Source organism: Acinetobacter sp. YH12120, assembly GCF_013418795.1.
GTDB lineage: Bacteria > Pseudomonadota > Gammaproteobacteria > Pseudomonadales > Moraxellaceae > Acinetobacter > Acinetobacter towneri.
Map to the genome: position 1 here is coordinate 36,859 of NZ_VPBI01000008.1, position 14,097 is coordinate 50,955.

Consider the following 14,097-nt stretch of genomic DNA (forward strand, 5'->3'; position numbering starts at 1 on the left):
GCATAAAAATGCGGTGCAATTGAATGTTTTGTTATGGTTGAGATTGTGGATCTTAAATAAGCAATTAACGGATTAAGCCTTGCAGAACAAAACTTGTGGCAATACTGCCTGCTGCCAATTTAGACATGAAATAACTGTAATTAGAAGAGGCAGAAACTTCGGACATCGCACCAGATGAATGCGACATGGACACGGCAAGTTGGCTGCGATAGCCCAATTCGACTAACAAGACCACCAGGCCTGTCAGTGTCATCACTTGAAATGTGTCTACATGATTGCGCGTAAGCTCAGTATATAAGTGATAAAAACTTAAGCCCGCAGCAGAAAAACAAAATAGCTTAAACAGATACAGAGTTTTCATGTGTTGTACCTTTCATTATTGTAATGTCATTTTGAATGCTATTTCTTAAACCAATATTAAAATCACATGAAAAGTTGCGGCTGCACAATTTAAAAATTGTTGAAGTGATGTTGTATTGTTGTGCGCTGTTCAACCTAAGCTGTAAAAACAAATAGGCGACCCGTAGGTCGCCTAAAGCAAAACTTGAATTGTGTATAAATTACCAGTGTTCACCTGGGAACAAGCGCGCATACGCTTTTTGTACCCAGTTCAGTTTTTGCTGCTCGCCCACAGAAGCGGTAGAGCTTGGGAATAAGTTATAACCAATCGACATGAGTTTGTTGTTAATGTCTGGTGCAATCGCATAAGTGATTGAAGCCAAACGACCCAAATGTGTCGCAATTTTCTTCGGACGTTTCACAATCGCATAAGCAATTAAATCTGCCGCTTGCTCAGGTGAAAGGGTGGGCACGTACTTATAAATTTTGGTTGGTGCGATCATTGGGGTACGAACCAATGGCATATACACCGAAGTAATCGCAATTTTGTGTGTATGCGCTTCTGCAGATAGACAGCGACTAAACGCATCCAATGCGGCTTTAGATGCCACATAAGCCGAGAAACGCGTTGCGTTGGCTAATACACCAATCGAGCTGATGTTGATGATGTGACCATCTTTACGGTGCATCATCTGCGGCAAAATATTGAGTACCAAACGCACAGCACCAAAATAGTTGAGCTGCATGGTACGTTCAAAGTCGTGGAAACGATCAACCGACTCATGTACTGCACGACGGATTGAGCGGCCTGCGTTGTTAATTAAAATATCAATATGATCGACAGAGGCAAGAATTTGTTGCGATACAGCATCAATAGAGTCCATATCGTTTAGATCACAAGGGAAAACTGAAGCCTTGCCACCACGTGCTTCAATTTCAGCTTTGACTTGTTCGAGCGTTTCCTGAGTACGTGCCACCAAAAGCACATGCGCACCTGCATCGGCTAGCTTATGTGCCACGGTTAAACCAATACCACTCGATGCACCTGTAATAAGGGCAACTTTACCATTTACACGCTGTTGAAAAAGTTTCTCTAATTTTGGCTTCACGCTAATATTCCTGATTTAGATTCCTGAGTTGTCATTTTTATTGAGATTGACGATTCAAATTTCAGACTGAATTTGAACTGTTTTACTTGGCTTTATGATAGCCGATTGCACAAAAAAAGCTATGGAATAAGTGGTTGAATTTAAAAATGAATTTAGAGTAATTGCTCTATTTTTGTGAGCTGTATATCTTTATTTTTACCATGAAATAAAGCTAATGCAAAGACATACAAAGAAAAATTAAAATAAAAAAGCATCCTGTTGAAATTAATCAGCAGGATGCCAGTACAAAGTTTGAACTGATGAGTTTTATACGGCTGCTAAAGCTTGCTCTAAATCGGCAATTAAGTCATCGGCATGTTCAATCCCGATGGATAAACGCACCATATCTTCACTCACACCAGCCGCTTTGAGTTCATCTGCACTCAACTGACGGTGAGTGGTGGTTGCAGGGTGGCAAGCCAGACTCTTGGCATCGCCAATATTGACCAAGCGTGTGAATAATTGCAGTGCATCAATAAAGCGGGTTCCGCCTTCACGGCCATCTTGCACACCAAAAGACAGAATTGCAGAAGGTTTGCCTTTCACATATTTTTGTGCCAACGCATGTTGCGGGTGATCTTTCAAACCTGCGTAATTGACCCATTTCACTTTTGGATGTGCCTGTAAATATTCCGCTACTTTTTGCGCGTTTTCAGTATGGCGTTCCATACGCAGGCTTAAGGTTTCTAAACCTTGTAAAATTAGGAATACGTTATGCGGGCTAATCGCTGCACCTGTATTGCGTAGTGGTACTACACGTGCACGTGCAATAAATGCTGCAGCGCCTAAGGCTTCTACATAGTTCACACCATGGTAACTTGGGTCAGGTGTATTTAAGGCTTTAAAACGCTCAGGATATTTGCCCCAAGGGAATTTACCGCTATCGACAATAATGCCGCCAATAGACGTACCGTGACCACCAATATATTTGGTCAGTGAGTGAATGATGATATCTGCGCCAAAATCAAATGATTTTTGCAAGACAGGCGTGGCTACAGTGTTATCCACCACCACTGGAATGCCGTATTCGTGCGCAATTTTCGCAATCGCTTCAAGGTCAATAATATTGCCCAATGGGTTACCAATGGATTCTACAAAGACCAGTTTGGTTTTGTCATCAATCAGGTCGCGTAAGCTTTCAGGCTGTTGATAATCGAAGAAACGTACTTCAATGCCTTGTTTAGGCAAGGTGTGGGCAAATAAGTTGTAAGTACCGCCGTATAAAGTTGATACTGAAGCAATGTTATCGCCTGCTTCGGTAATGGTCTGAATTGCGTAGGTAATTGCAGCCATACCCGATGCTAAAGCCAATGCGCCAATCCCGCCTTCAAGTGCTGCAACACGTTGCTCCAATACTGCAGTGGTTGGGTTCATAATACGGGTGTAAATATTGCCTTGTACTTTTAAATCAAATAAATCGGCACCATGTTGCGTATTATCAAAGGCATAAGAAGTGGTTTGGTAAATAGGCACAGCCACGGCTTTGGTGGTTGGTTCTGGGCTATAGCCTGCATGAATGGCCAAAGTTTCGTCTTTATAGGTCATGTTTACTTCATCTTCGTGAGTTAAATTTGTTTGAGTCTAGCACTTTTAAATATGAAAGAAAGTGTAAAAATGCTGCAATATTTAGCTGTAAATTTGATATAGCAGGCAAAAAGTCCTGTGCTTATCCGCTGATCGCTAGAGTTGTAACAAAGCATGCAAGATGTTTGAGGTGTCTTATTTTTTCTCTGTATTCAGGTATAATACCCGATTATTTTTTCGCTCATTAGAGCAGGGGCTGCTCATCTGAGCCCCAGATTTGGTTTTCTATTGAGGAGTCCTACGTGGCCCAATATATTTATACGATGAACCGAGTGTCCAAAATGGTTCCGCCTAAGCGCGAAATCCTGAAAGACATCTCTTTATCATTTTTCCCAGGTGCGAAAATTGGTGTGCTTGGTTTAAACGGTGCAGGTAAATCGACTTTGCTCCGTATTATGGCGGGCGTAGATAAAGATTTCTCTGGTGAAGCTCGTGCACAGCCAGGCATCAAAATTGGTTATCTTGAGCAAGAACCACCACTAGACCCGAGCAAAGATGTACGCGGCAACGTGGAAGATGGTGTGCGTGAAGCTTTAGATGCTTTAGAGCGTTTAGACCAAGTTTTTGCAGAATATGCAGATCCAGATGCAGATTTCGACAAACTTGCAAAAGAGCAAGAGAAGTTAGAAGCGATTATCCAAACTTGGGATGCACACAACCTGAACAATCAGCTTGAACAAGCAGCGGCAGCATTAAATTTGCCAGCTTGGGATGCTGATGTTAACAAATTATCGGGTGGTGAGCGTCGTCGTGTGGCTTTATGCCGTTTGTTATTGTCTAAACCAGACATGCTGCTTCTAGACGAGCCGACGAACCACTTGGATGCAGAATCTGTATCTTGGTTAGAGCGTTTCTTAAAAGACTTCCCGGGTACGATTGTGGCAATTACCCACGACCGTTACTTCTTGGATAACGTTGCAGAATGGATTTTAGAACTTGACCGTGGACATGGTATTCCATATCAAGGTAACTACTCTTCATGGTTAGAGCAGAAAAATAACCGTTTAGAGCAAGAACAGAAGCAAGAAGAATCTTTTGCTAAAGCCTTGAAAAAAGAATTGGAATGGGTACGTTCTAATGCGAAAGGCCAGCAAAAGAAAAACAAAGCGCGTATGGAGCGTTTTGAAGAGCTTAACTCGCGTGAATTCCAACAGCGTAACGAAACTTCTGAAATTTATATTCCACCTGGCCCACGTTTAGGGAACAAAGTGGTGGAAGTGGAAAACATCAGCAAGTCATTTGGTGATCGCTTACTTTACGAAAACCTTTCCTTTACTGTGCCGCCTGCAGCGATTGTGGGGATTGTCGGTCCAAACGGTGCGGGTAAAACGACTTTATTCCGTATGATGACTGGCGAGCAACAACCTGATACGGGCAGCGTGACTTTAGGTGACTCGGTAAAAGTGGCTTATGTCGGTCAGATTCGTGACACTCTAGATGATGACAAAACTGTTTGGGAAGAAGTTTCTGGCGGTTTAGACATTTTGAAAGTGGGCGATTATGAAATTGCATCGCGTGCTTATATTGGTCGCTTTAACTTTAAAGGTCAGGATCAGCAAAAACGCGTTGGTGAATTGTCGGGTGGTGAGCGTAACCGTTTACAACTGGCAAAAATTCTACAGCAGGGCGCAAACGTGATCTTGCTGGATGAGCCATCAAACGACTTGGATATTGAAACTTTACGTGCACTGGAAGATGCAATTTTAGTCTTCCCAGGTACAGTGATGGTGGTATCGCACGACCGTTGGTTCCTAGACCGTATTGCAACGCACATCTTGTCATTCGAAGATGAGCAACCAGAATTCTTTACAGGTAACTATACTGAGTTTGAAGAATATCGCCGTAAGAAATATGGTGATGATCTGGCAACCAAACGTAGCAAATACCGTAAAATTGGCGCTTAAGTCTAAAAACTTGAGTTCTCATTAAAAAAACCAGCCGAGAAGGCTGGTTTTTTTATATTTGCTCGATGATGTGGTCTTGTGATCAACCTAGCAACATTTTTCTTAATCTAGATGTAGACCAGTGAGGTTTAAACTTCCCACTCATGTGCACATTCACGGCACTTCCATTTTTTTTGTGACTGCATAAAGGCTTGCATAGAAATTTTGAAATCAGGCAAATCACGATAAAACAAGAAACCTGCAATTACACACAGCACAAATACCGCCACAGTAATGCTTTGTAAGGTTGTGCCTGCACCATCACCAAAAATCCACATGGCGATACTGATCAAGACAAGAAGTAATAAGACAAATACCGCTGGAATAAGCATCACCAAGCTTTTTGGCACCACAGGACGCGGTGTTGTTTGACCTGCCTGCGCAACAGGCATGATTTTTGGGCTTTGACATTTAGGGCATCGGTATTGCATTACAACTCCAAAATTCTAATCTGATCGTTATTCTAACCAAATGTACGGCAAATCAAAAACAGTCTGTCAGAAAACAGGGCAATAAAAAAGCCCAAGTCATTGCTTGAGCTTTATTATAAGATGAAGATAAGTGAATTTATATTCATCTTGAATATGGCGTCCCTACGGGGATTCGAACCCCGGTTACCGCCGTGAAAGGGCGATGTCCTAGGCCTCTAGACGATAGGGACTTGATGAGGCAACACAGGTAAAGCCTTATTTAAACTTGGTGGAGTCAAGCGGGATCGAACCGCTGACCTCTACAATGCCATTGTAGCGCTCTACCAACTGAGCTATGACCCCAGTCTGTGTGAGCGCAATATTAGGGCTATTGCGCGCACACGTCAACAAAAAAATGAATTAAGCTGGATCAATTGCATCATTTTTCGGCAATTTGATGCTTTCATTCAGTTTTTCCCAGACTTTAACTTCTTTTTTGCTTGGTCCGCCAACCACTTCTAAGGCATGACGCAAACGCGCAAAGGTCAGGTCAGGACCAATGGTGACCATGGTTTGCATCACAGGTGTAGATGCGGTTGAACCTGCAATTGCAATAAAGAACGCAGGCATGAAATCACGCAATTTGATTTCCATTTGGTTGGCTAAATCCATTAGGGTTTGGCTCACCGTGTCGTTGTTCCAAGTAAATAGACTTTCTAAACGCCAAATTGCAAATTGTAGGCTTTGACGCACTTGTTCTTCAGACAGTTTTTTACTTTCAAACTGTTCCTTGCTCAAGCTTGGGAAATGGTTGAAGTAATGTGCAGACCAATTGACCGCTTCTGAGAGTAAATTAATACGCGGTTGAATCGCGGCAGCAATCTCTTCCAATTTGGCACGATCTGCTTTCCAAGCCAATAAGGTATCTAACAGCTCAGCAGGTGAAAGCGCTTTAATCCATTGACCATTCAGCCAATTGAGTTTTTCCACATCAAAGATAGGGCCGCCTAGTGAAACACGTTGAATATCAAAGTGTTCAATCATTTCGGCTAAGGTGAATTTTTCACTTTCATCTGGCATTGACCAACCCATGCGACCTAAATAGTTCAGCAAAGCTTCAGGTAATACGCCAATGTCTTTGTAGTAGTTGATTGAAGTTGGGTTTTTACGTTTAGATAATTTTGATTTGTCTGGGTTACGCAACAATGGCATGTGGCATAACACAGGCATATCCCAACCAAAATATTGATAAAGCAATTGGTGTTTCGGTGCCGATGGAATCCATTCTTCACCACGAATCACGTGAGTGATTTGCATCAAATGGTCATCGACCACGTTGGCCAAATGGTAAGTTGGCAAGCCATCTGTTTTCAGCAAAATTTGCATATCGACTTGCGCCCATGGAATTTCCACTTCACCGCGCAGCATGTCATTAAATTTACATACGCCTTCGGTTGGCACTTTCATACGAATAACATGCGCTTCGCCTGCCGCTAAACGACGCTGCACTTCATCTGCAGACAAGTTTAAACCACGACCATCGTAGCGCGGGCTTTCACCACGTGCTTGTTGTTCTGCACGCATTTGATCTAGTTCTTCGCTAGTAGCGAAGCAATAGAAAGCATGCCCTTGTTCAACCAATTGCAAGGCGTATTGCTTATAAATATCCATACGTTCAGATTGGCGATACGGTGCATGTGGGCCGCCGATATCTGGACCTTCTGCCCAATTTAAGCCTAACCAACGCAATGAATCCAAAATCATTTTTTCAGATTCAGGGGTTGAGCGCAGTTGGTCAGTATCTTCAATACGAAGAATAAATTCACCACCGTGTTGTTTGGCAAAACATAAGTTAAACAAGGCGATATACGCTGTTCCCACGTGCGGGAAACCAGTAGGAGAAGGCGCGATACGAGTACGAACAGTCATAAGCAAAAATTAATTCAAAATGTAAATTGCAACCATTATAACGAAAAAGCCCAAGTACTTAATGTTAAATTCAACATTCTGTACTTGGGCGTTTCAACTGCATTTGAAAAGGGGATTAAAGGCAGTGAGTTTGATGCAGACTTATGAGTTACCTTGCGGGAATAAGGCTTGTACGAAACGGCTAAAACGCTGATTTTGCAAGGCAAAGAAATTTTGAGTTGGGGCAAGATTAATTGAAGTCAGCACTTTTAAATCATTATTCGATTCAAACTTTTGCTTGTCTGCCTGTTTTTGCTGGGTAATGGCTTTTTCAATTAAAGAGCCTTTTGCCTCAGTTAAATTGGTTTTGCTTTCAGCAGATTTGATCACTGCACTGTGACCGACTGTACTTAAGCTGAGTAATACTGCGAACATGAGTTTAGATTTCATTTTGATTCCCCCTTTCCTTTATGAGTGAACTCACAATTTATAAATTGTTTTAATCACTTTAATATTTAATCACAAAAATCATAACAAAAGTAGATTTGCGTCACACTCTTAATAAGATCTTTATCATCATTTACTCACTATATACCGATTTTTCAGATGATCTTTGATTTAGAACATGTTGTAACAAACAACTGTGGAGATATCGTGAAGATTGTTACAAAAGTCACAATAAAATAGTTTTGAAGCGGGTTTGATTGCTGTGATGTCGCTTATTTTACCGTTGAGTCTAAAAACGGATCAAAGTTTTATTCACTTTTCATATATCTAATCCATAAAAAGGTATAAATTTGGAATAAACGCCGCATCTTGAATTAAATTGATTAAAAACAATTAATTAAAGCTAAATTATTTGAATTTAATCATTTTTTGCATGTTTTTTACAAATTGCGCAGCGCCTGAGCATTGCATATATTGAGCGACAGATTAAAGGTGATGTGTGCTGTAATGAAAACTCAATTGAAAGCTTTATTGGCTGCTGCGCTATTGGCAACAGGTTTTGCTGCAACGACTGCTCAGGCTGCAGATCGTCAGTTTTTAAATGTATCGTATGATGCGACCCGCGAATTTTATGATGAATTTAACAAGTCGTTTGGTCAGTACTGGAAAAAACGTACAGGTTTAGACGTCAACTTTAAACAATCACATGGTGGTTCAGGCAAGCAAGCGCGTTCTGTGGTCGATGGTTTAAAGGGCGATGTCGTAACTTTGGCATTGGCGAATGACATTGAAGAAATTGTAAAGTCAGGTCAAATCCAAGCAGGTTGGCAAAAAGAATTTCCTCATAACTCTGCGCCTTATACCTCGACCATCGTCTTTATGGTGCGTAAAGGCAATCCGAAAAACATTAAAGACTGGAATGACTTAACCAAACCAGGCGTACAAATTATTACCCCTAACCCGAAAACAGGTGGTTTGCCACGTTGGGTGTATTTATCGGCTTGGGGTTATGCAGAAAAGCAGCCGGGCGGCTCTAAGGCCAAAGCGCAAGAATTTGTGGGCAAGATGTACCACAATGTAAAAGTGATGGATTCGGCAGCACGTGCGTCGATGACTACATTTGCTGAACGTGGCATTGGTGATGTGTTGTTGACTTGGGAAAATGAAGCCCTTGTAACTTTAAAAACCTTAGGCAAAGACAAGTTTGATATTGTTTATCCATCTATTTCTATTTTGACTGAACCTTCGGTGGCAATCGTAGACCGCACAGTAGAAAAAAATGGCAATAAATGGTTAGCGACAGGCTATATCAACTATTTATATTCACCTTTAGGTCAGGAAATGGCGGCTAAGCATTTCTACCGTCCACGTAATGAAAAAGTCCTTGCAAAATATGCAGCACAATTCCCGAAATTAAAAACCTTCACGATTGATGAAGTGTTCGGTGGCTGGGAAAATGCACAAAAAACACATTTTGTGAATGGTGCGATTTTCGACCAAATTTATAATACTAAGCGTTAAACAGATATCCATTTTCGGCTAATCTTTTATTGGATTGGCACACAAAAAAATCTCTACGGAGATTTTTTTGTGCTTTAAAAAAGTCAAAAACGGTTTTCCCTATGGAAAGTAATATTTATCTACAAAAAGACGTTTGGAGCTTTGCCAAAACAAGGTAATAATGTGCAGTTACATTTTAGCTGTATTGATTGAACCTTATGTCGCATATTTCTGTATTACTTCATGAAACTGTTGATGCCGTGTTGGCAGATCGCAATACAGGAATTTATGTCGATGCCACCTTTGGACGAGGTGGACACACGCGTTTGTTGTTATCCAAATTGGATGCGCAGGCACGAGTCTATGCCTTTGATAAAGATCCACAAGCTTTGGCCGTGGCAGCAGAATTGGCGCAGCAAGATTCGCGCTTTCAAATTATTCATGCCAGTTTTGCTGATATGCAGCAAGCGTTGAATGATTTGGGCGTCACTCAGGTCGATGGTGTGATGGCCGATTTAGGCGTGTCGTCACCACAGCTAGATCAGGCAGAACGCGGTTTTAGCTTTATGAAAGACGGCCCGCTTGATATGCGTATGGACAATTCACAAGGCCCGACTGCAGCAGAATGGCTGGTGGATATTGAAGAAGAAGCCTTAGCCAATGTGATTTTTCAATATGGTGAAGAACGTTATAGCCGCCGTATTGCCAAAGCCATTAAACAGGCGGGTTATATTGAAACCACCGCACAATTGGCTGAAATTGTAAAAGTTGCCCATCCGAAGTGGGAAAAAAACAAACACGCTGCAACGCGTACTTTTCAGGCAATTCGTATTGCGATTAATAAAGAATTAGAAGATATTGAAAACTTCTTACCGCAGGCGGTTGAGGTATTAAAACCCGAAGGTCGTTTGGCTGTAATTAGCTTCCACTCTTTGGAAGATCGTTTAATTAAACAGTTTATTCAAAAAGAATCGAGCCTGCCTGAAGATTCAGGTTGGGGCTTGCCACAACAGCAACAAGATACACGTCGATTGAAAAAAATCTCACGTGTGCGTGCCAGTGATGAAGAAGTCAAAGCCAATCCACGCTCACGCAGCGCATGGCTACGTGTTGCAGAACGATTAGCTTGAAAAGGCCAATAATGAAAACTGAAACCGTTAAAAAAAATCAATCTCAAGTGCGACTGAAAAAAATGGTCGCCTATTTTATTTTATTGGCGCTGGTGTTTATCAGCGCGATTATGGTGGTGTTTCAAGTGTTTGAATATCGCCATGATTATCGTGAGCTGAGTTCTTATATGCGCGAGCGAGATGACTTAAATGCCGAATGGGGACGTTTGTTAATTGAACAGCAGACCTTTGGTGCAACTGCACAAATTGGCACCCGTGCGGTGACGCAACTGCGTATGTATTCACCGCCCGCACCGCAAACTGTGGTGATTTCTTTGCCTACAACCTCAGAACAACAATAAGGCGAGTTGCACATGGTCGATACGCGTAAAAAGCAAACCCGAAAGAAACAGCAATCGGTAACTGGAAAAAATGCCATTCATGTAGAAATGTGGCGTTTTTACTTAATGTGGGCTGTGGTACTGCTGGTGTTCGTGGCACTGGTGGGACGTGCTTTTTATGTGCAAATTGTGAACCATGACTTTTTACAAAACAAAGCCAATGCCAATATTTTAAGAACAGAAAAGCTCAAAGCTATGCGCGGGGTGATTTATGATCGCCACGGTGTGCCTTTGGCAATTAGTACCCCTGTAATGAAAGTGGTGATTGATCCACGTGATTATTTTGACAATAAAAAACTGTTTGAAGAAATTACAGCCGAGTTGGAAAAAAATCCGACCAGTCGTAAATTGCAGCGTCAATTGCCAGATAAAAACTTGAATTTAGATGAACTTGCCGATGCAGTTGGGATGGATCGCCAAGAACTGAAAAATAAAATGAACGAGCGTCCGCGTTCACGTTATTTGGTTTTACAAAAAGAAGTGCCGCCGCAACAGGCAGAGCTGATTCTAAAACGTAATTTCCAAGGGGTATATACCGAGAAAAACTATAAGCGTTATTACCCGCAGCCACAGCCGAATGCACAAATTATTGGTTTGACCAATAGTGAAGGCACAGGCATTGAAGGCTTGGAAATGCAGCTAAATACCCGCTTGGCAGGCGTGGATGGCGAACAGCAAATCGTGCGCGATAAAAAGGGTAACCGTGTCAAAGACCCAGAAGTGGTGAGAGAGGTTGAACCGGGCGAAAATATTACCCTGAGTATCGACTCACGTTTGCAATACATTATGTATCGTGAATTGACTGCAGCAGGGGTGGCAAATAATGCCCGTTCAGCCACAGCAATTGCGGTAGATGTGAAAACGGGTGAAATTTTGGCGATGACCAGTTGGCCGTCGTATAACCCGAATGACAAAAAAAGTTTGTCCAATAAAGATGCCATGCGTAACCGTGGTGCGGTGGATTCTTTTGAACCGGGTTCGACCATGAAGCCTATGACGGTGGCAATGGCACTGGAAAGTGGCAAATATTCACCGAATACCGTGGTCAATTTAAGTGGTGGTTCAATGCGGGTGGGTAATCACACCATTCGTGATACCCACAATTATGGCTCACTGACTTTGGCGGGAATTATCCAAAAATCGTCAAACGTGGGTGTGGCGAAAATTGCTTTATCTTTACCGTATGCAACCTTACCGACTTTTTATAAGCGTTTAGGGTTTGGTGCGCGTTCTGCAGTGAAATTTCCGGGTGAAAGTGCAGGTTTAATTTTGCCGCCAAGCAAGTGGAATGTGTCGGAAGTGGCGACCATGTCTTATGGTTATGGTTTGAACGCCACTGTGCTGCAATTGGCAGATGCCTATGCCATGCTTGCCAATAAAGGCGTAAAAATGCCGCTGAGTTTATACAAATTAGAAGAACAGCCTAAAGGCGAACAAATTGTTGATGCTAAAATTGCCGATCAAGTTCTACTGATGATGGAAGCCGTAACGTTACCCGGTGGTACGGCACGTCAAGCCAATATTCCAGGCTATCGGGTTGCAGGTAAAACGGGAACAGCGCATAAACTTCGCGCAGACCGCAAAGGCTATTCACAGACTGAATATCGTGCCTTGTTTGCTGGGGTTGCACCGGTCAGTGATCCGCGTTTAGCCATGGTGGTCGTGGTGGAAAATCCAACAGGACAGTATTATGGTGGTTTGGTGGCAGCGCCTGTATTTGCTCGTGTGATGCAAGAATCTTTACGTTTAATGAACGTACCTTTAGATAAACCTTTAGAAACTCCCAACATCCAATAACAGGTGACGCATGTCTATCAGCTTTCAACATATTTATCGCAGTTCTCGCGTTGCAGATTGGATGATACAAGACTTTCAGGGCTTTCAACTTGACAGCCGCCATGTGACAGCAGGGCAAATTTTTATTGCCCTGACCAGTTTGTCGCAGCCTGAAAAAACCGCACAATTTGCACAAGCAGCTTTAGATCAAGGTGCTTTGGCGGTGATTTCGGAAACTGAACTGGCAGTTGCCAATAATTTGGTAGTGCCTGATGTACGTCAGCGCATGGGACAGTGGCAAAAACAATATTTACAAGCACGACAGCCTGTACCTTTAGCGCGTATGCTTGCAGTCACGGGCACCAATGGTAAAACCACGATTTCCCGCTTAATTGCTGAGTTGTTAATGTTACAAGCCCAACGCTGTGCGGTAATGGGCACCACAGGCAACGGAATTTTGCCTAATTTGGAAGCTTCAACACATACCACTTTAGATGCCTTGCAACTGCAAAATGCTTTATACAGCTATGCACAACAGGGGGCAAAATTTGCCGCAATTGAAGCCAGTTCACATGGTTTGGAGCAAGGGCGCTTAAATGGCTGCGATATTGAAATTGCGGTATATAGCAACCTGAGCCGTGATCATTTGGATTATCACGGTACTTTAGAGGCGTATGCTGCAGCCAAAGCCATGCTGTTTCAGTTTGCCAGTTTAAAAGTTGCAATTGTCAATTTAGATGATGAATATGCTGGGATCATGTTGCAAGCGGCGCAACAGAACCCTGCGCAACCGAAAATTTTGACTTATTCCACGCAGCAAGCGGCAGACTATCAAGTACAGCAGATTGAATACAGTCTGAATGGTGTACGTTTCCATCTACAAACTGCTACGGCAGAATATGTGGTGCAAAGTCCGTTGCTCGGACATTTTAATGTTGAAAACTTGGTCGCGAGTTTAATTGCCGCAGAGCAAGCAGGTTTTGCATTACAGGATTTAATACACACGACTGCACAACTCAAAGGCGCACCGGGGCGCATGCAAGTGTTACGTGATGCAGAGCGTTTATTTGTAGTGGATTATGCGCATACGCCCGATGCCCTTATTCAGGTGCTGCAAACTCTAAAACGTCATTTCAGTGCACAGCTTTGGGCGGTATTTGGCTGTGGTGGGGATCGGGATCGTGGCAAGCGTCCCCTGATGACCCAAGCAGCATTAGACTATGCTAATGTTGTGCTTTTGACTTCTGATAACCCGCGTACAGAAGATCCTTTGCAAATTTTTGCCGATATGCAAACAGGTGTCGATTTGTCGGTAGCACAGAGCCATGAAATTCATGATCGTCGTGAAGCGATTAAATATGCCGTCAAACATGCACAATCGGGTGATATTGTCTTGATAGCAGGCAAAGGCCATGAAAATTATCAAGAAATAGATGGGGTAAGACACTGGTTTGACGATGTGGTTGAAGTGCAATCTGCGATTGATGCACAACATTGTTCAGCTACTGCTTATCCTGCCCAATAAGGAATTT

General features: G+C 42.6%; 12 protein-coding genes and 2 tRNA genes. 6 read left to right on the plus strand and 8 right to left on the minus strand.

The genetic code is table 11. The features are described from left to right. Positions 1-64: 64 nt before the first annotated feature. The 3 genes from FTU58_RS07175 to FTU58_RS07185 all read right to left on the minus strand — a co-directional run bounded on the left by FTU58_RS07175 (position 65) and on the right by FTU58_RS07185 (position 3,032). The gene (locus FTU58_RS07175; RefSeq protein ID WP_004974421.1) at positions 65-361 is read right to left on the minus strand and encodes a hypothetical protein; all 297 of its coding nucleotides are present in this window, start codon (positions 359-361) and stop codon (positions 65-67) included. Positions 362-560: 199 nt separating this feature from the next. Beyond that, the gene (locus FTU58_RS07180) at positions 561-1,448 is read right to left on the minus strand and encodes an SDR family NAD(P)-dependent oxidoreductase (RefSeq protein ID WP_004974423.1); all 888 of its coding nucleotides are present in this window, start codon (positions 1,446-1,448) and stop codon (positions 561-563) included. A 306-nt stretch (positions 1,449-1,754) separates the two neighbouring features. Beyond that, complete coding sequence (locus FTU58_RS07185; protein ID WP_004974425.1) at positions 1,755-3,032, minus strand: O-acetylhomoserine aminocarboxypropyltransferase/cysteine synthase family protein; 1,278 nt, start codon at positions 3,030-3,032, stop codon at positions 1,755-1,757. 281 nt (positions 3,033-3,313) lie between these two features. Here FTU58_RS07185 and ettA point away from each other — a divergent pair, with 281 nt between their 5' ends. Next, the gene (gene ettA / locus FTU58_RS07190) at positions 3,314-4,975 is read left to right on the plus strand and encodes an energy-dependent translational throttle protein EttA (RefSeq protein WP_004974427.1); all 1,662 of its coding nucleotides are present in this window, start codon (positions 3,314-3,316) and stop codon (positions 4,973-4,975) included. Positions 4,976-5,103: 128 nt separating this feature from the next. Here ettA and FTU58_RS07195 read toward each other — a convergent pair whose 3' ends face one another. The 5 genes from FTU58_RS07195 to FTU58_RS07215 all read right to left on the minus strand — a co-directional run bounded on the left by FTU58_RS07195 (position 5,104) and on the right by FTU58_RS07215 (position 7,782). After that, positions 5,104-5,445, minus strand: a complete 342-nt coding sequence (locus FTU58_RS07195; RefSeq protein ID WP_004974430.1) for a hypothetical protein — start codon at positions 5,443-5,445, stop codon at positions 5,104-5,106. Positions 5,446-5,599: 154 nt separating this feature from the next. Continuing rightward, positions 5,600-5,675: transfer RNA gene (locus tag FTU58_RS07200), tRNA-Glu, on the minus strand. Between the two features lie 36 nt (positions 5,676-5,711). Continuing rightward, positions 5,712-5,787, minus strand: a tRNA-Ala gene (locus FTU58_RS07205). Positions 5,788-5,844: 57 nt separating this feature from the next. Then, positions 5,845-7,353: a glutamate--tRNA ligase gene (gene gltX / locus FTU58_RS07210; protein ID WP_096901292.1), complete on the minus strand. Its 1,509-nt coding sequence runs from the start codon at positions 7,351-7,353 to the stop codon at positions 5,845-5,847. Between the two features lie 141 nt (positions 7,354-7,494). Beyond that, on the minus strand, positions 7,495-7,782 hold the full coding sequence (locus tag FTU58_RS07215; protein ID WP_004974433.1) for a hypothetical protein: 288 nt from the start codon (positions 7,780-7,782) through the stop codon (positions 7,495-7,497). 504 nt (positions 7,783-8,286) lie between these two features. Here FTU58_RS07215 and FTU58_RS07220 point away from each other — a divergent pair. The 5 genes from FTU58_RS07220 to FTU58_RS07240 all read left to right on the plus strand — a co-directional run bounded on the left by FTU58_RS07220 (position 8,287) and on the right by FTU58_RS07240 (position 14,090). Beyond that, the gene (locus tag FTU58_RS07220; RefSeq protein ID WP_096901291.1) at positions 8,287-9,300 is read left to right on the plus strand and encodes a sulfate ABC transporter substrate-binding protein; all 1,014 of its coding nucleotides are present in this window, start codon (positions 8,287-8,289) and stop codon (positions 9,298-9,300) included. Positions 9,301-9,497: 197 nt separating this feature from the next. Further along, the gene (gene rsmH, locus FTU58_RS07225; protein ID WP_004974437.1) at positions 9,498-10,409 is read left to right on the plus strand and encodes a 16S rRNA (cytosine(1402)-N(4))-methyltransferase RsmH; all 912 of its coding nucleotides are present in this window, start codon (positions 9,498-9,500) and stop codon (positions 10,407-10,409) included. An 11-nt stretch (positions 10,410-10,420) separates the two neighbouring features. Next, positions 10,421-10,750 carry a cell division protein FtsL gene (gene ftsL, locus FTU58_RS07230; protein ID WP_136144459.1) on the plus strand — a complete coding sequence of 110 codons (330 nt, stop codon included), beginning with the start codon at positions 10,421-10,423 and terminating at the stop codon, positions 10,748-10,750. Between the two features lie 12 nt (positions 10,751-10,762). Then, positions 10,763-12,586 carry a penicillin-binding protein PBP3 gene (gene ftsI / locus FTU58_RS07235; RefSeq protein ID WP_131260649.1) on the plus strand — a complete coding sequence of 608 codons (1,824 nt, stop codon included), beginning with the start codon at positions 10,763-10,765 and terminating at the stop codon, positions 12,584-12,586. A gap of 10 nt (positions 12,587-12,596) precedes the next feature. Next, positions 12,597-14,090 (plus strand): UDP-N-acetylmuramoyl-L-alanyl-D-glutamate--2,6-diaminopimelate ligase, encoded by a 1,494-nt coding sequence (locus tag FTU58_RS07240; RefSeq protein ID WP_180062261.1) that lies wholly within the window; start codon positions 12,597-12,599, stop codon positions 14,088-14,090. Positions 14,091-14,097: the final 7 nt, after the last annotated feature.

Coding starts and splice junctions, on each gene's coding strand:
- FTU58_RS07175 (WP_004974421.1), bottom strand. CDS start 361: ATGAAAACTCTGTATCTGTTTAAGCTATTTTGTTTTTCTGCTGCGGGC.
- FTU58_RS07185 (WP_004974425.1), bottom strand. CDS start 3,032: ATGACCTATAAAGACGAAACTTTGGCCATTCATGCAGGCTATAGCCCA.
- FTU58_RS07195 (WP_004974430.1), bottom strand. CDS start 5,445: ATGCAATACCGATGCCCTAAATGTCAAAGCCCAAAAATCATGCCTGTT.
- gltX (WP_096901292.1), bottom strand. CDS start 7,353: ATGACTGTTCGTACTCGTATCGCGCCTTCTCCTACTGGTTTCCCGCAC.
- FTU58_RS07215 (WP_004974433.1), bottom strand. CDS start 7,782: ATGAAATCTAAACTCATGTTCGCAGTATTACTCAGCTTAAGTACAGTC.
- FTU58_RS07220 (WP_096901291.1), top strand. CDS start 8,287: ATGAAAACTCAATTGAAAGCTTTATTGGCTGCTGCGCTATTGGCAACA.
- rsmH (WP_004974437.1), top strand. CDS start 9,498: ATGTCGCATATTTCTGTATTACTTCATGAAACTGTTGATGCCGTGTTG.
- ftsL (WP_136144459.1), top strand. CDS start 10,421: ATGAAAACTGAAACCGTTAAAAAAAATCAATCTCAAGTGCGACTGAAA.
- ftsI (WP_131260649.1), top strand. CDS start 10,763: ATGGTCGATACGCGTAAAAAGCAAACCCGAAAGAAACAGCAATCGGTA.
- FTU58_RS07240 (WP_180062261.1), top strand. CDS start 12,597: ATGTCTATCAGCTTTCAACATATTTATCGCAGTTCTCGCGTTGCAGAT.